The following is a 16949-nucleotide window of genomic DNA, read 5'->3' as shown; positions in this document are numbered from 1 at the left end:
AACACACGGACATCGGACATCGCGAAACGATCTCACGATGCCCGATAGGTCACGCATACTCCAACGTAGCGCGGTATCAACCCGAGTGGGGGGCCTTTCGAAACAGCGTGGTTGCGACCGCCTCAGCGCTCGGCGATGGGCCTGGTCGCGGGATCGTAGAGAAACGAGATCCGCTCCATGACGTTCTTGCGCTGCGTGTTCTGGAACGCGGCGATCAACCAGCGACCGTCTTGGCGAACGACGGTGTAGGTCTGCGTTTTCGACAACTCCTCAGGCTGCTTCGGGTCGCCCTTATAGGTATCGCCGCGGCTGGTGACAACGGCGGTATTCGGGCCGTAGAAGCGGATGCCGAGGATCGAATCGGTGAGTTCGGTGCCCTTCTTGAAGCCCTTGAACAGGGCGCGGTGCCCCTCGACGATATCGGCGCGCCCCTGGTAGTAGGTGCCGACGAAGCTGGTGTAGGTGGCGTCCTCGGTGAACAGGGCACCGTAGGCGTCGGCGTCGCCGCGACCCCAGGCGTCGGTGAGGTGGTCGAGCAGATCGCAGATTTCCCGGGCCGACTGCGGTGCGGGAGTGCTGATGGTGGTGCAGCCGGGCGTGCCGAGGTTGTGCACGTCCGAGGTCTGGTCCAGCCAGAGGTAACCGCTGCCCGCGGCGACACCGAGGGTGATGGCGGAGGCGGCGAGGACGCGGGAGACGATGCGGCGGCGATTGCGTGGCTCGGGGGCTTTCATAGCGGATCCTTTGGGGCAGTGGGAGTTCAGCGCTCGGCGGCGGGGCGGGCGGCGGGCGTGGACAGGTAGGTGATGCGCTCCATGAGCTTGTTGCGCTTGGTGTTCTGGAAGGCGGCGATCAGCCAGCGGCCGTCGCGGCGGACCATGGTGTAGGTCTGGGTCTTGGTGAGTTGCTTGGGCTTGCCCTTGTAGGTGTCGCCGTGGCTGTTGACCACGGCGGTATCCGGGCCGTAGAAGCGGATGTCGACGATGTCGTCGGCCAGCCGGGTGCCCTTCAGGACGCTGCCGAACAGGGCGCGATGCGAGGCGACGATATCGGGGCGGCCGCGGTAGAGCGTGCCGAGAAAGCTTGTGTAGGTGGCGTCTTCGGTGAAGACGGTGCCGTATGCGTCGGCATCGCCGCGGCCCCATGCGTCGACCAATTCCGCGAGTACGGCTTCGATCGCCTGGGTGTCATTGCTTGTCACGATGGTCCTCCATGCTAGATTTCTTCTTGGAAGAGCTTTCTTCGTTGAAGAACTCTCTTCGTTGAAGAAGAGATTAAGAGATGGAGGTATCCTTGTCAACACCGCCGATGCGCAAGGACGCGAGCCAGGTCTACCGCCGCTATCTCAGCGCGGTCATGCTGCACGGACAGGCCGGTGCGCGCGCCGTCGACCTGGGCGCGACAGACCTCTACGCCCTGAACATCCTGGAACTCAACGGCGCCATGACGCCCGGTGAACTGGGCGCCCGCAGCGGCCTGACCACCGGCCCCACCACACGCCTCATCGATCGCCTCGAAGACGCGGGCTATGTGCGCCGCGTCCCGGTTCCGGGCGACCGTCGCAAGGTCATCGTCGAATTGATCGATAAGCCAGCCGATCTCGATGAAATCCTGGCACCCGCCCGCCACGCCATCGGCGAAATCATCGGCGGCTATTCACCCGAACAACGCGAAGTGCTCTTCGACTACTTCACTCGCGCCGCCGACGCGTACTACCAAGCCGCCGAGGACCTACGCCCCAGCTGAACTACAACCCCGCCGCCGCGTTCTACTGCTGTACGGCCAGCGCCACGATCTGAGTGACCTGCTTATCCGAGAAGTTGTTATCGCTCACCAGAATCAGCGTCCGCTCGCCCGACGGCAGGCCCGGCCCCCACGTCATGCCCTCGATATTGTCGATGCGATCGAGGCCGACATTGGCGAGGTCGACCAGCAACCGCTTGGTGACCGGTCGGGCGGTGCCGAGCGGAGCATCGAGGATAGTGGTCGCACCCTTGGTATCGGCTTCGTAGATTCGGATCTTATTTCCGACACCAAGCACGTAAGACCGTTCCAAGACAAGGAATTTCGTGGGATCGAGCGGATCGGCGGCCAGGATCGAGGCAATACCGTTCATACCCTGGCCCGGCTCCGGACTCGACTCCGCGAATACCGGTTCCATCGGGTAGGCGTACTGAGCGAGCAGCGGGCCGAAGCGCGCCGGATGTCCCGCAACGGCGAAAGCCCGCCACCGCGAAATGCGATGGCGGGCTTGCCGTTAGCGGGTTACCGCGTGACTACTTGCGCAGCGAGGCCGGGACCTCGAAACGCTCGCCGTAGGTCTTGGCGAGGTAGTCGGCGCGCTCGACGAAGGCCGCCTGGCCGCCCGGGTAGCCGACGATGAACTGGTGCACACCACCGGTCCAGGCCGGGTAGCCGATACCGAAGATCGAGCCGATGTTGGCGTCGGCGGTGGTGGTCAGCACACCCTCGTCGAAGCACTTCTGGGTCTCGATCGCCTCGATGAACAGCATGCGGTCGATCAGATCCTGCAGCGGCACACTGAAACCGGCGGTGGTCTTGAAGTGCTCGCGCAGTCCGGGCCACAGGCCGAGGCGCTTGCCGTCCTCGTCGTACTCGTAGAAACCGGCCTTGCCGAGACGCCCCGGGCGACCCTGCTCGACCAGGTAGTCGATGACATCCTGGGCCGGATGCCGCTTCACACCGAGGGTGTTGTCACCCTTCTCGGCGGCCTCGAGGGTTTCCTTGGCGATCTTCTGCATCAGCGTCAGGTTCAGCTCATCCGACAGCTGCAGCGGCGCGGCCGGGTAGCCTGCCTGCAGACCGGCCTGCTCGATGGTCGCGGGCTCGATGCCCTCGTTGAGCATGGCGATCGCCTCGTTGACGAAGGTGCCGATCACGCGCGAGGTGAAGAAGCCGCGGCTGTCGTTGACGACGATCGGGGTCTTCTTGATCGCGAGAGTGTAGTCGAACACCCGGGCCAGCGCCTCATCGGAAGTCTTCTCACCCTTGATGATCTCCACCAGCGGCATCTTGTCGACCGGCGAGAAGAAGTGGATGCCGATGAAGTCCTCCTGGCGCTTCACACCGGTCGCCAGACCGGTGATCGGCAGGGTGGAGGTGTTCGAGCCCAGCAGCGCGTCCGGGGTGACGATGTCCTCGATCTCCTGGAACACCTTGTGCTTGAGCTCGGTGTTCTCGAAGACCGCCTCGATGACGAAGTCGACACCGGCGAAGTCGGCCGCATCCGCGCTCGGCTTGATCCGATCCAGCAGCGCCTTGGACTTCTCCTCGGTGGTCTTGCCGCGCGAGAGGGCCTTGGCCTCGATCTTCTCGGAGTAGTTCTTGCCGCGCTCGGCCGCCTCGATGGTGACGTCCTTCAGCACGACCTCATAGCCCGCCTTGGCCGAGACGTAGGCGATGCCCGCGCCCATCATGCCCGCGCCGAGCACGCCGACCTTGCGGATCTCCTTCTTCGGAACATCCTTGGGCCGCGAACCGCCGTTGTTGATCGACTGCAGGTCGAAGAAGAACGCCTGGATCATGTTCTTCGCGACCGGGCCGGTCAGCAGCGAGACGAAGTAGCGCGATTCGATCAGCGACGCGTTGTCGATGTCGACCTGCGACCCCTCGACCGCGGCCGCCATGATGGCGCGCGGTGCGGGCATGTTGGTGCCCTTGAGCTGCTTGCGCAGGTTGGCCGGGAAGGCCGGGAGGTTGGCGGCGAAGGCCGGGCTGGACGGAGTGCCGCCCGGAATCTTGAAGCCCTTCTTGTCCCAGGGCTGCACGCCACCCTCTGGGTTGGCCTTGATCCACGCCTTGGCGGCGGGCACCAGCTCCTCGACCGAGCCGACGACCTCGTTGATCAGGCCGAGTTCCTTGGCCTTGGCCGGACGGTACTTATTGCCCTGCAGCAGGAACTGCATCAGCGCACCCTGCAGGCCGAACATGCGCACGGTGCGGATGACACCACCACCGGCGGGCAGCAGGCCAAGGGTCGCCTCGGGCAGGCCGAGCTGCACACCGGGCACATCCGCGGCGATACGGTAGTGGGTCGCCAGGGTGATCTCCAGGCCACCGCCGAGCGCGGCACCGTTGATCGCCGAGACGACCGGCTTGCCCAGGGTCTCCAGCCGGCGCAGCGCCGACTTGATGGTGCCGAGCTCCTCCATGAGGGCCTGGCCGTCTTCCGGGCCGACCTTCATCATGTTCTTCAGGTCGCCGCCGGCGAAGAAGGTCTTCTTCGCGGAGGTGATCACCACGCCGGTGATGCTGTCCTTCTCGGCCTCGAGCCGGTCGACGGTGGCAGTCATCGACGTCTTGTACAGCTCGTTCATCGTGTTGGCGCCCTGGTTCGGGTCGTCCATCGTCAAAACGACGATGCCGTCCGAATCCTGCTCCCAACCGATCATGTTGGTCTCGCTCCCGGCTTCGCCGGGCGCGACGCGCGCTGTGTCTTCGGTTCGCTCGCTGCGCTCGCTCACTGCTCTGTGTCTCCTGTGTCTAATTGGCGGCGTTCGCGGTCCCTGCGTGGCTACGCAAGCTACCGCCTCCGGGCCTGCGCGAACGCCGCCGTGAATTCTCAGCTGTCGGTTGGGTTAGACGCGCTCGATGATCGTGGCGACGCCCATGCCGCCACCGATGCAGAGCGTGATCAGCGCGTAGCGGCCGTTGCGGCGCTCCAGCTCGTCGACCATGGTGCCGGTGATCATCGCGCCGGTGGCACCCAGCGGGTGGCCCATCGCGATGGCACCGCCGTTGACGTTCAGCTTCTCGTCCGGGATCTGCAGATCCTTCTGGAACTTCAGCACCACGGAGGCGAAGGCCTCGTTGATCTCGACCAGGTCGATGTCATCGAGGGTCAGGCCCGCCTTGGCCAGCGCCTTCTTGGCGGCCGGGGTGGGACCGGTCAGCATGATGGTGGAGTCGGCGCCGCTGGTGGCGGTCGCGACGACGCGCGCACGCGGGGTCAGGCCGGAGGCCTTGCCCGCCTCTTCCGAACCGACCAACACCAGCGCGGCGCCGTCAACGATGCCCGAGCTGTTACCGCCGTGGTGGACGTGGTTGATCTTCTCGACGAAGTGGTACTTCTGCAGCGCCACGGCATCGAAGCCGCCCATCTCGCCGACCACGGCGAAGGACGGGTTCAGCTTGGCCAGGTCCTCGGCGGTGGTGCCGGGACGCATGTGCTCGTCGTTGTCGAGGACGACGAGGCCGTTCTGGTCCTTGACCGGAACGATCGACTTGGCGAAGTAGCCGCCAGTGGTCGCCTTGGCGGCGAGCTCCTGCGAGCGCACGGCGTAGGCGTCGACGTCATCGCGGGAGAAGCCCTCGATGGTGGCGATCAGGTCGGCGGAGACACCCTGCGGCACGAAGTAGGTGTCGTAGTTGGTGGCCGGGTCCAGCGCCCATGCGCCACCGTCGGAGCCCATCGGCACGCGGGACATGGACTCCACGCCACCGGCGATGACCAGGTCATCGAAGCCGGATCGGACCTTCTGCGCGGCCAGGTTGACGGCCTCGAGGCCGGAGGCGCAGAAGCGGTTGAGCTGGAAGCCGCCGACGGTGTCGGGCAGGCCGGCCACGGTCACGGCGGTGCGGGCGATATCGGCACCCTGGTCACCCACCGGCGCGACGACACCCAGGATCAGGTCGGAGATCCGGTCCTCGTCGAGGTTCGGGAAACGGCCGCGCAGCTCCTGGATCAGACCAACAGTCAGATCGATCGGCTTGACCGAGTGCAGCGAACCGTTCTTCTTGCCGCGTCCGCGCGGGGTGCGGATGGCCTCGTAAATGTAGGCCTCTGTGGTCATATCGGAGTGTTTCCTTCCTTAAGGGTGCGGCGGCCGAACATTCGTCCGTCCATGCGAGTGACCTCGCCGATCGGTCCGGAGACCGACCGTCCTGACGCTGTACAAAAGTCGACAAGCAGCGGCGATGACGAGTACTCGGTACACGCATGCCTGCGCCTACCATAGAACTTCGCCATACCGTGGCTCGCGGCCACCCGTTCATACTACCGTCGTGTGCGAACTCCGGTTAACTTAACGTCTTGTGAACGCGGGTTGTCAACCGTCGAGACGTGTGGCACCCAGCTCACTTTTGAGCAACTCCACGGCGACCTCATCCGGGTCGCGCCGATCCCCCGGCGCCACCGGGGTCTGCGATTCGGCCAGCATCTCCTGCTCCTCCTCCGGGGTGGAGGGCGGCGGGACGCCATCGATCGGCGCGTAATCCATTGGGCCGGGGTCATCGGGTAGATCCGGGTAATCGGGCGGCGGAATATCGTCGTCGCCGCGGAACGACCGCGGATCGCCACTCGGCGCCGGCCGCTGACCGGCGGCCGCCGCGGGATCGGCGGCCGCCCTGGCCTGACTCGGCCGCGAGAACCGCGGCGGTGCAGGCGCATCCGAACCGCGTCCGGCCGGGTTGCCGGATTCACGTCCCGACGCATTGGCGGTCTGTTGCCCGCCCTGACCGCGCCCCCGGCTCGTCTTGGGTGCGGCAGCCGCAGGCCGAGGCGTCGCCCCACCCGCCTCCCAGCGCACCGGATGATCGCTGCCGAGCACGGCCCGCACCGCCGACCGCACCGCCTCCACATTCCGCGGATCCGACAGCCGCTGCGCCAACGGCGCATGTTGATGCGCGAATACGATCACCTCCCCCTCGATCCGCGCCACCGATGCCCCCGACAACAACGCCTGCACCGTAGGCCCGAACTCCCGAACCTTCGCCCGAATCTCCCCCCAGGCTCCTTCCACCGCCCGCAACAAATCCCCCTGCTGCGCGACGTCCGCACCGCCCTGGTCCGCGCCACCCTGCGCACCGCCTTGCCGCACGGCACCGTGTCCCTGCTGCTCAGCAGTACCTTGCGCATGTCCCGGCTGCTCGACAGCACCTCGCGCGCGCCCCTGCTGCTCGACAGCATCTTGTGCACGTCCCGGTTGCTCGACAGCATCTTGTGCACGTCCCGGTTGCTCGACAGCATCTTGTGCACGTCCCGGCTGCTCCGCAGTACCTTGCGCACGCCCCTGCTGCTCGACAGCACCTCGCGCACGCCCCGGCTGCTCGACAGCACCTCGCGCACGCCCCGGCTGCTCGACAGCATCTTGTGCACGTCCCGGCTGCTCCGCAGTACCTTGCGCACGTCCGGGCTGCTCGGCAGTACCTTGTGCACGTTCCGGCTGCTCCGCAGTACCTTGCGCACGCCCCGACTGCTCGACAGCATTTTCTGCACGTCCCGGCTGCTCCGCAGTACCTTGCGCACGTCCGGGCTGCTCCGCAGCATTTTGCGCGCGCCCCCGCTGCTCGGCAGCATTTTGTGCACGTCCGGGCTGCTCAAAAGCACGATTTGGACGCCCCTGCCGCTCGGCAGCACCCCGCCGATCCGAGCCCACCCCCGCCGCCGACTCACCGCGTTGCGCCGCGGCACCAGCTCCGACCGGATCCGCGAAATCTCGCTCCGACCGCTGCCCCGCAGCGTCGTGGTGCGTTTCGACACTCGCGCCGGCCCCACTGGTCTGCTCGCTCGCTTGTGCCGGACCGACCCCGGACGACACCCCACTTGCGGCAGCTTGATCAGACCACTGACCCGAAATCGACTGCGCAGCTTTCGAATTCGACGCAGCCGGCGCATCTGCGGAATCGGAGTAGTCGCGCTGTCGCGGCGCAGTTGCCTCGGAGACCGCCTGCGCCCCTTTGGTTTCCAGCAATTCAGTGGCGGCCTGCGAGTCCGCGGCATCAGCGAATTCGGCTCCACCGAGGCCGGACGCGACGGCTCGATCCGCAGCTTCGGCGCCCGAAGACGTGGCGGAAGCCTCCCCGTGAGCGGCATCGGCCGAAGCAGCGGCAGCACCCGGCGAAGCATCGAAGCCTGCTTGTCCTGAGGAGGCCGCGTCGACGGGTGCGCCGCTCGTCCCGGCCGAGGCATCAGCTCCGGTTGGATTTGTCGCGCCGAGTTGTCCGGTACTCACGCCCCGTTCGACGAGTGTGGGATATGCACCCGTCTGCGTCTCGCCGTCCTGCGCCGTCGAATCGCCGGGGACGAAAGCGAATCCGACCCCTGCGTCGCCTTTCCGCGCGTCCGGGCTCCGCCCAACAACCGAATGCTCGCTGGTGGTCCGATCCTCTGCTGTCGCCGAGGGCTGTGCTGCCACAGCGCTGTGTCCGACCGCCGGATCCTGCGCATCGGCAAGGTGCTGGCCACCGACATCGCCCTGTTCGGCAGCCGCGTTCCGGCGGGCGACAGGATCCTGCCCACCGGTCAGGCTTTCTTGATCGGCAGTCGACCGCACCGCCGCCGCGGCTCGTTCAGCAGGAAGGCTCCGCCCGGGAGCAGCACCTTGCCCGGCGACACCAGCGTGCCCGGCACCAGCCTGCCCGACAGCACCAGCTTGCCCAGCAACACCAGCCTGCCCAGCAACACCAGCCTGCCCAGCAACACCAGCCTGCCCAGCAACACCAGCCTGCCCAGCAACACCAGCCTGCCCAGCAGCGCTCGCAGGGCTCGCGCCACCGCGGGTGGCGTCTTTTTCGCGGCGGGCGGCGGCGAGGAGTTCCGCGCCTCGGCGGCGGGGAGGTTCGTTGGGCGAACGTGGTGGGGTCGATTGGGCAGGGGCTTCGGGCTGCGCCAGGGCGGAGGGTGCGGTGGCGGGCGGTGCCGCCGCGGTGGCTATGCCGCGTTCGAGGCGCTCCAGGCGTTGCAGCGTTGCGGATTCGGCGTCGGAGACCGATGGGAGGAGCATGCGGGCGCAGACGATCTCGAGCAGCAGGCGGGGGGCGGTGGCGCCGCGCATTTCGCCGAGGCCCTCGTGCAGGAGCTCGGCATGCCTGGCCAGCGTGGCCGGGCCGGTGCGTTCGGCCTGTTCACGCATGCGGTCGAGGACATCGCCGGGGCCGGAGACCAGACCACGGTCGGCGGCGTCGGGGACGGCCCGCAGCAGGATCAGGTCGCGCAGGCGTTCCAAGAGGTCGACGGCGAAGCGGCGCGGATCGTGGCCCGCCTCCATGACGCGGTCGATGGTGCCGAACAGAGCGGCGCCATCGCTGGCGGCGAGCGCGTCGATCGCATCGTCGATCAGCGCGACATCGGTGACGCCGAGCAGCGAAACCGCCCGCGAATAGGTGACGCCCTCGGGTCCGGCGCCCGCGAGCAGTTGGTCGAGCACACTCAGACTGTCGCGCGGTGACCCACCGCCCGCGCGGATCACCAACGGGTACACCGCCTCCTCGACCGGCACCTGCTCCTGCTCGCAGATCTTGCCGAGCAGTCCGCGCATGGTGGCGGGCGGCAGCAGCCGGAACGGGTAGTGGTGCGTGCGGGAGCGGATGGTGGGCAGCACCTTGTCCGGCTCAGTGGTGGCGAAGATGAAGATCAGGTGGGCCGGCGGCTCCTCGACGATCTTGAGCAGCGCATTGAACCCGGCCGTGGTGACCATATGCGCTTCGTCGACGATGAACACCCGATACCGCGACTCCGCGGGCGCATAGAAGGCCCGGTCTCGCAGTTCGCGGGTGTCGTCGACACCGCCGTGACTCGCGGCGTCCAGTTCGATCACATCGAGATTGCCCGGACCGCCCGGTCCGAGCGCGACACAGGAGGGGCAAACGCCGCAGGGTGTCGAGGTGGGGCCCTGTACACAGTTCAACGAGCGCGCGAGGATGCGCGCCGAGGAGGTCTTGCCACAGCCCCGGGGGCCGGAAAACAAATAGGCATGACTGATGCGACCGGTGTCGAGGGCGGTACTCAGCGGGTCGGTGACGTGCTCCTGACCCACCACTTCAGCGAACGTTGCCGGTCGGTACTTCCGGTACAGAGCCACGGCCAGAGGTTACCGGCGCCCACCGACAAAGCACATTCCTCGCGACCGACAGGCCGGGCGCGGCGCGGCGCGGGGCGTTTCGTGTCACATATGTGATGTAGATCACAAGATGCTAAAACCTTTGTTAGCCCCCACTGATCAGCGGCGAAGGCGGCAATACCGGAGCAATCGAAGATCGAGAACGGATGAACGGCGAATTTTGGCGGCCGTCCAGTGCACTTCGCGCCGATTAGTTGAACTCACGCCCCGGTTCTGGATCCATAAACGGAGATAACGAATCAATCAACCGACATGACATCTACGCAATCGCCTGGCTACCGTGGTGATCGGCAACTTCGGTAGCCAAACCTTCATCAGGTTGGTGGCCCCGGCCGGTCCCTCATCCCGACCGGGGCACAACCTGAAACCCAGAATTCCGGCGCTTTTCGCCGACTCACACCACTTTCACCGGAGGATATTTCCACCGTGCCGTCGTGTGACGACATCGCCGCCGCCTGGCTTTCGAGCACCGATTTCGCCGACGACCATGCCGCCGTCGACCTGCTCAGCCGGGCGATCAGCCCTCAGGACTTCGCGATCAAACGCGATTCGCTACCGGTGGCCGCGGCCGCCGATCCGTCGACCGCCGCCGCCATCCTCGAACTACTAGAACGTGGCCAGGTGCCGACCATGGCGGCGATCCGCACCCTCACGGCGCAGAACGAGATGCGCAGGGAGGCCGAACGCATCGAACGCCTCGGCCGCCGGGCCCAGCGCAGCATCGATGACTTCGGCCGCATACTGGCCCGGCTGTCCGAGGACCACTGGATCGCGCACGGCACCGGTCCCACCCGACGCGATGTGCTGCAGTCCGAACCGGTGATGGCACTGATCCGGGACCGGATCGGCCCGATCGCCCCGACGGCGGTGAAACACCTCTGGTTGATCGAACGCGCACAGCGCGCCGGCTGGATCGCTTCCAATGCCAATCCCGGTTCCCTCTGCGCCGCAAGACGCTTCTACTCCGCGAAGTACGGCAATCGGGTTTCGCTGCGACCGGTCAATACCATCGGCACGATCGTGGCGACCTATCTGCGCGACTATCTCGCCGAAAATGACCGTCCGCCGCGCTGGTCCACCCTCGCCCACGACCTGCGCGACGACCGCGGCCGCCGGATCTTCCACGACACCGCCGACGCGCGCATCCAGCGCCGGTGGCTCACCACCGCCGAATGGATGGCCGAACGCGATGACCTGCCGGTGCCAGGGCGACGCGGCCTACGCGCGTTGGCCAAGAAGGCGCGGCGCTAACTGTCTGGGCCGATAAACAGCGACGATGTGAGCATTCGGTAACTTCTTCGCAACGCATTTAGCGTGGAAGGAGTTACCCCGTGTCCTCAACCATCGATCCCGCGGCCACCGCCTGGCTGCTCATCAGTACGGCACTGGTGCTGATGATGACGCCCGCACTCGCCATTTTCTACGGCGGGATGGTGCGCTCGACCGGCGTACTCAACATGCTGATGATGAACTTCATCGCGATCCCGCTGGTAACCGTGGTGTGGCTGGTGGCCGGTTACAGCCTGGCATTCGGCAAGGACGCGGGTGGCGGTCTGATCGGGAATCTCGACCACGTCGGGATGGCGAGCATTGATCCGAATTCCGTCCACGGCACGATTCCGGAACTGCTGTTCGCCACCTTTCAGCTGACCTTCGCGATCCTGACCGCGGCACTGGTCAGCGGCGCGATCGCGGACCGCGCGAAGTTCGCGGGCTGGATGGTCTTCGTACCGCTGTGGGCACTTGTGGTCTATGTACCGATCGCGCACTGGGTGTGGGGTCCGGACGGCTGGCTGGCCTCCTTCGGCGCGCTCGACTACGCCGGTGGCATGGTCGTGGAGATCGCCTCCGGCGCCTCCGCGCTTGCTCTGGCCCTCGTGCTTGGACCGCGCATCGGCTTCAAGACCGATGCGATGCGTCCACACAATCTGCCGTTCGTGCTGCTCGGCGCGGGTCTGCTGTGGTTCGGCTGGTTCGGTTTCAATGCCGGCTCGGCCCTGACCGCGAATGGTGTTGCGGCAGCGGTATTCCTGAACACTCTGGTGGCAGGCTGTCTTGGCATGCTCGGCTGGCTCGCGGTCGAGCAGATCCGCGACGGTCGGCCGACCACCTTCGGTGCGGCCTCGGGTGTGGTGGCCGGTCTGGTCGCGATTACGCCTTCGTGCGGTTCGGTGAATACGCTCGGCGCGCTCATTGTCGGTCTAGCGGCCGGTGTGGTGTGTTCCTTCGCGGTCGGCTGGAAGTTCAAAGCGGGCTATGACGATTCGCTCGATGTGGTCGGTGTGCACTTCGTCGGCGGTATCGTCGGCACGCTGCTGATCGGACTCCTGGCCAACCAGGTGATGACCGGGGGTGTCGAGGGTCTGTTCTACGGCGGCGGACTCGCGCAGTTCGGCAAGCAGTTGGTCGGCGTGCTGGTGGTCGCGGTGTATGCCTTCGCCATCTCGTTCGCACTCGGCAAGACCATCGACCGGTTCCTCGGATTCCGGGTCAGCAAGGAAGACGAGATCGCGGGCATCGACTCTGTGCTGCATGCGGAGACCGCGTATGCCGAAGGCGTGCACGGACATGCGCCGCGGCGCTTCGGTGAGGGGCACTTCGGGCACCTGCACGGTGACGATCACTGATACGAACACCAACAGCGCCACAGCACTTTACTGAGCCCGAGGTCACGACGCGGCCGACGGCATAACTACGCGACTTGGTCCGCCGATGCCAGCCAGGTGTTGCACTGGGATGTCCGATCGGTCTTGTAGCCCTGCGTGAACCAGTCCCCGGCGTTCTGCCCGGTACCATGATCCCGCGCGTCACCCTGCTTGTCGCCGCGCCCATACGTGTCCTTCGTCGCACGGGCCCCTTGCGCATCGGAAAAGACACCATCGTAGACCGATGTGCCGACGTACATTCCGGAGAAACACTGCGCTTGCAACTCCATGCGGCGTGACAGCTCCAGCCCGCGCGCGCTGCGGGTGCCCGCCGCGCTGCGTTCGGTGTTCATCTGCTGTGTCATCCCGGAGATCGCCTGCACGTGATGGCCGTACTCGTGCGCGAAGACCGCCAAGTAGATGACCACATCATTGCCATACTTCTCCACCTGGATGTGATCGAGCGGCATGTAGATCGTATGGTTCGCAGAACAGTAGAACGCCGCATAGTTGCCACCGGATGAGGTACACGGCGACGACTCGTCCTGTGCTAGGGCGGGCGCCCGAACATTCGGGCTGGAGAACGGCAGGTTCGATCCCTGCAGGGCGGGCCGCCACTTCTTGTCCAGACAAGCCGCTGCGGCCTCGAAGAATCGTTGGGCCGCGGCGGCCGTAGCGGCCCAGGACGGAAAATCGCAGTCGATATTGATCAGCCCGTTGTCGGTATCGCTGAACAGCGGATTGTCCCCGAGCTTCGCGACCGGTTGCGGCCCGGCGGGTTTCGTCGTGGTCGGCGCGGCGGCGCGGCTGGTGGCCGCCGCCGCGGCAGGCGATGTCGGGATTGGCGAGGAGGTCGATGATGAAGTCGGCGGAGTGTAGGTGTAGCTCGGCGTCGGCGGGGTGTAGGCCGAGGGACGGTTGCGCTTCTTCTCGTTATCGGCCGAAATCGCCGATGAGACAAAGAGTCCGGCGACCACGACGATAACCGTCAGCACACCGAACAGGGCACTGAGCCCAGCACCCGAACTCCTGCGTCGCGGCGGGTACGGACGCGGCGGATAACCCGACCGCTGATACGGCATCGGCGGACCGTAGGGCGCCGCATAGGGCGGAGAGTATCCCGACGGATAACTCTGTGGCGGAACATATCCCGGCGGTTGCTGATATCCGGGAGCGGTTTGATATCCCGGAGCAGATGGAAATCCGGGCGCGGGCTGATGCCCAGACGCTGAGTGATGACCAGGCACGGACTGATATCCAGGTGCGGACTCATGACCGGGCGCGGGTTGATGACCGGGCGCGGGTTGATGACCAGGCACGGACTGATATCCAGGTGCGGACTCATGACCGGGCGCGGGTTGATGACCGGGCGCGGGTTGATGACCAGGCACGGACTCATGTCCGGGCGCGGACTCATGTCCGGGCGCGGACTCATGCCCAGGCGCGGGTTGATGCGCAGGCGTCGGCTGATATCCGGGCGACGAACCATAGCCGTGAGGCGGCCGCGTCATCTACTCACGACACTGAACTGGCCGACGCGGTGAACGTATTGCACTGTGCCGCCCGGTCTTTGTCCACCCCGATCTCGAACCACGTGCCGCCGTTTTCCGCCGTCCCGTGATCGCGCATATCGCCGCGCTGGTCGCCGCGGCCGTGTGCGTCGCGGCGAGCGAGGGTGATCTGCGATGTGGTCAGCGAACCGCCATTGGACGAGGAGCCGAGGTACATGCCGTCGAAGCAGTTGGCCTGCAACTCGATTCGGCGCGAGAGCTCCAAACCGCGGTCGCTGCGTACGCCCGCGTCGACGCGATCGCTATTGGCCTTGCGCAGGATTCCGGCCATCGCCTGTACGTGGTGGCCGTATTCGTGGGCGAAGACCGACAGATAGACAATCCAGTTGTCCTTGAACAGCTCGGTCTGCAACTGGCTGATCGGCATGTAGATCGTCTTGTTCGCCGGGCAGTAGAAAGCAGCGAAATTACTGGTGGAGCCGGTGCACGGGGTGGTGATGCCGTCCGTGGTCGCGCTGACATTCAGCGTCGGCGACTGGAATGGCAGATTCTTCTGTGCCAGTACGGGTTTCCACGCCGATTCCAGGCAGGCCGCGGCGGTCTCGAAGAACTTGCGCGCGGTGTCCACCTGGGTGCTCCACGTCGAGTACGAGCACTTCGCCGGGATCAAGGTGGTGTTCGGATCGGTCAGCAGCGGGTTGGTTCCGGTCTCCGATACACCCCCATTCGAATCCGGGGTGTAGGTCATGCTCGGGCCGGGTCCGGAGGAAGTGCTGCTGTGCCTGCCGTGCGAAATCGCGCCGCGCACCAGGCCGCCCACGACCACGACCACAATGATCAACAGCAACGCGATCCATCCGCCGCCGCTCTTGCGCTGCTGCGGTGGACGTCCGGGCGGACCGTAGGGCATCGGCGCGCGCTGTCCGTATCCGTGCACTGGATAACCGGGCTGCTGGCCATAACCCGGCGGTGGACCATAACCGGGCTGGCCGTAGCCGGACGGATAACCCGGCTGCTGGCCGTATCCGGGCTGCCCATATCCCGGCGCGGGACGATATGCGGGCTGGCCATATGGCGCACCGGGGCGCGGCGGAACCGGTTGTCCCCCAGGCGGAACCGGCCCATAGCCGTACGGTGGTTGGGTCATGTCCCCCGTACCCCCTCGTCTCATGATCGCCGACCGTGTTGAATTTGCGGCGCTCCCGGGGCCCTTCGTGGTTACGCTGCGCTACCGCCTGCGGACCCGTCGCTCGCGCCGGGCTGCTGACGCAGCTTAGCAACTTGTCTAGAGTAGGCAGCCATGCTGACTTTACGGGGGGGCGCCGCGAGCGCGCTGCTTCTCGCCGCTGCGGGAATGCTGGCCGCCGCACCGCTTGCCCACACGGAGCCCGCAACCGATGGCGTCGAGATTGTCGCGGATCTGAAGCTGAGCCGCGAGGGTGTGCTCGAGGTCACCGAGAAGGTGACCGTCCCCGCCGAGAGCGGCTTCAAAATGACACTGCCGCTGCGCCTCAAGGTCGGCAACGACGTCGAACGCGTCTTCAAGGTCACCGATGTCGATACCAAGGGCACCGGCACCGCGACAGTGGCGAACGATCTGTTCACTATCGATGCCAAGCCGGGTGAATCGACCTTCACCTACGCGATCCACAACACGGTCAGCGACGCGCCGGGCACCCAGGTCTTCCGCTGGCTCGGCACCATCAATGCCGATGTCGCATCGATCGATGCGTCCCTGATCAGCCCGAGCTACGAAATGGGTGTGGTCGACTGCAAATTGGGCCCGCCCGGCAATCTGCGGCAGTGCTCGGATCTGCAGATCGAGGCGGACGGGGTGCTCTACTGGCGCCAGACCGACCTGCGCAAGGGCGACAATATCGACCTGACCTTGCAAATGCCGCCCGGCACGGTGCCCGCCAATGCCGATATTCGTGATAACAGCGAAGCGGGTGCCTTCTCCTTCACGACCCCGGTGCTCGTCGCATTCGGTGCGCTGCTGCTCGCACTGGCCGCAATGGCTGCCTACGTGCTCATGACGAGGCGGGAAAACGCTGCTGCCACAGCCGGTTCGGAGACGATCGATCCGCTGCTACGCGACGGTAAGCAGGTGCAGTTCACCTCTCCGGACGGCATTCTGCCCGGCGAGGCGGGCGTATTGCTCGACGAACATGCCGATCCGAGCGATATCGCGGCGACGGTGATCGACCTCGCGGTGCGCCGGTACATCTGGATCACGCCGGTCAGCGATACCGATTGGCGCATCGACCGGGTGAACGCGCCCGATGACCAACTGCGCGATTACGAGAAGGCGGTCTATCGCGCGCTGCTGCCGGACGGCACCGATTCGGTGACCGTCGGTGAATTGCGCGCGCCGGGCCGCGTGCAGTCCCAAACTGTGCGCAGCGCAATGCTCGCCAATGCGGTCGAGCGCGGCGCCTTCATCGACCGAGCCCGCATCGGATTGCCGATCCTGTTGGGTGGGGCACTGATCGTCGGCGGAATCGCCACGACCGTCATCTTGGCGCTCACTTCGGGCAGTGCCCTGGTCGGCGTCGCCATCCTGCTCGCCGGTGTCGCGACCGTGCTGCTGCCGCGATTCCTACCGGTCCGCACCGCCCAGGGCCGCGAACTCGTCGGCAGGATCCGCGCACTCCAGCGTGGCCTGGACGCGACCACCCGCGACCAGATCCCACCCGCTGACCAGGAATTGGTCTTCTCGCGTGCGCTGCCGTTCATGGTGATCGGCGGCCGCGCCGACAACTGGATCCGCGCCTTCCGCGACCTGAACCTCGCGGCCGATTCCCAACCCGGCCTCTACTGGTTCGGCACCTTCGAACGCGACCGCAACCTGCAACGTTTCGCCGGCCACTTCCCCTACTTCATCACCGCCCTCGAAGGCCTTTTCGCCTAAGGTGGGCAGCCCATCGACGGTA

The 16949-nt window shown here is 66.0% G+C and carries 11 protein-coding genes and 1 pseudogene; 4 read left to right on the top strand and 8 right to left on the bottom strand.

The window, feature by feature from the left end:
• Positions 1–122: 122 nt before the first annotated feature.
• Together ACIBG0_RS31825 and ACIBG0_RS31820 are read right to left on the bottom strand one after the other, a co-directional pair.
• Positions 123–734, bottom strand: a complete 612-nt coding sequence (locus ACIBG0_RS31825) for an SgcJ/EcaC family oxidoreductase (protein ID WP_397037555.1) — start codon at positions 732–734, stop codon at positions 123–125.
• A 26-nt stretch (positions 735–760) separates the two neighbouring features.
• Positions 761–1201: an SgcJ/EcaC family oxidoreductase gene (locus tag ACIBG0_RS31820; RefSeq protein ID WP_397037553.1), complete on the bottom strand. Its 441-nt coding sequence runs from the start codon at positions 1199–1201 to the stop codon at positions 761–763.
• A 92-nt stretch (positions 1202–1293) separates the two neighbouring features.
• Between ACIBG0_RS31820 and ACIBG0_RS31815 the strand changes: the two genes are divergently transcribed.
• A complete protein-coding gene (locus ACIBG0_RS31815) occupies positions 1294–1746 on the top strand; it encodes a MarR family winged helix-turn-helix transcriptional regulator (RefSeq protein ID WP_397037552.1) in 453 nt (150 codons plus the stop codon).
• 22 nt (positions 1747–1768) lie between these two features.
• Here the strand turns inward: ACIBG0_RS31815 and ACIBG0_RS31810 are convergent, their stop codons facing one another.
• From ACIBG0_RS31810 to ACIBG0_RS31795, 4 genes and pseudogenes are all read right to left on the bottom strand, one after another.
• Complete coding sequence (locus ACIBG0_RS31810) at positions 1769–2239, bottom strand: esterase-like activity of phytase family protein (protein WP_397037768.1); 471 nt, start codon at positions 2237–2239, stop codon at positions 1769–1771.
• 37 nt (positions 2240–2276) lie between these two features.
• The gene (locus tag ACIBG0_RS31805) at positions 2277–4412 is read right to left on the bottom strand and encodes a 3-hydroxyacyl-CoA dehydrogenase NAD-binding domain-containing protein (RefSeq protein ID WP_397037767.1); all 2136 of its coding nucleotides are present in this window, start codon (positions 4410–4412) and stop codon (positions 2277–2279) included.
• Between the two features lie 186 nt (positions 4413–4598).
• Positions 4599–5813 (bottom strand): acetyl-CoA C-acetyltransferase, encoded by a 1215-nt coding sequence (locus ACIBG0_RS31800; protein ID WP_397037550.1) that lies wholly within the window; start codon positions 5811–5813, stop codon positions 4599–4601.
• A gap of 2427 nt (positions 5814–8240) precedes the next feature.
• Positions 8241–9821: pseudogene (locus tag ACIBG0_RS31795) on the bottom strand (DNA polymerase III subunit gamma and tau); the annotation flags it as partial.
• 465 nt (positions 9822–10286) lie between these two features.
• Here ACIBG0_RS31795 and ACIBG0_RS31790 point away from each other — a divergent pair.
• Positions 10287–11111 carry a hypothetical protein gene (locus ACIBG0_RS31790; RefSeq protein ID WP_397037548.1) on the top strand — a complete coding sequence of 275 codons (825 nt, stop codon included), beginning with the start codon at positions 10287–10289 and terminating at the stop codon, positions 11109–11111.
• An 80-nt stretch (positions 11112–11191) separates the two neighbouring features.
• Positions 11192–12487, top strand: coding sequence for an ammonium transporter (locus ACIBG0_RS31785; RefSeq protein WP_397037546.1), 1296 nt, complete (start codon positions 11192–11194; stop codon positions 12485–12487).
• Positions 12488–12552: 65 nt separating this feature from the next.
• Here ACIBG0_RS31785 and ACIBG0_RS31780 read toward each other — a convergent pair whose 3' ends face one another.
• Entirely contained in the window at positions 12553–13587 is a 1035-nt protein-coding gene (locus tag ACIBG0_RS31780) for a neutral zinc metallopeptidase (RefSeq protein ID WP_397037545.1), read from the bottom strand.
• A gap of 433 nt (positions 13588–14020) precedes the next feature.
• On the bottom strand, positions 14021–15163 hold the full coding sequence (locus ACIBG0_RS31775; protein WP_397037543.1) for a neutral zinc metallopeptidase: 1143 nt from the start codon (positions 15161–15163) through the stop codon (positions 14021–14023).
• Positions 15164–15316: 153 nt separating this feature from the next.
• Here ACIBG0_RS31775 and ACIBG0_RS31770 point away from each other — a divergent pair, with 153 nt between their 5' ends.
• Positions 15317–16927 carry a DUF2207 family protein gene (locus ACIBG0_RS31770; protein ID WP_397037541.1) on the top strand — a complete coding sequence of 537 codons (1611 nt, stop codon included), beginning with the start codon at positions 15317–15319 and terminating at the stop codon, positions 16925–16927.
• Positions 16928–16949: the final 22 nt, after the last annotated feature.

The sequence above is a fragment of the Nocardia sp. NPDC050630 genome, from assembly GCF_044457245.1.
Lineage (GTDB): Bacteria > Actinomycetota > Actinomycetes > Mycobacteriales > Mycobacteriaceae > Nocardia.
The sequence above is the reverse complement of the archived record's forward strand: the minus strand, read 5'-3'. Positions and strand labels throughout refer to the sequence as shown.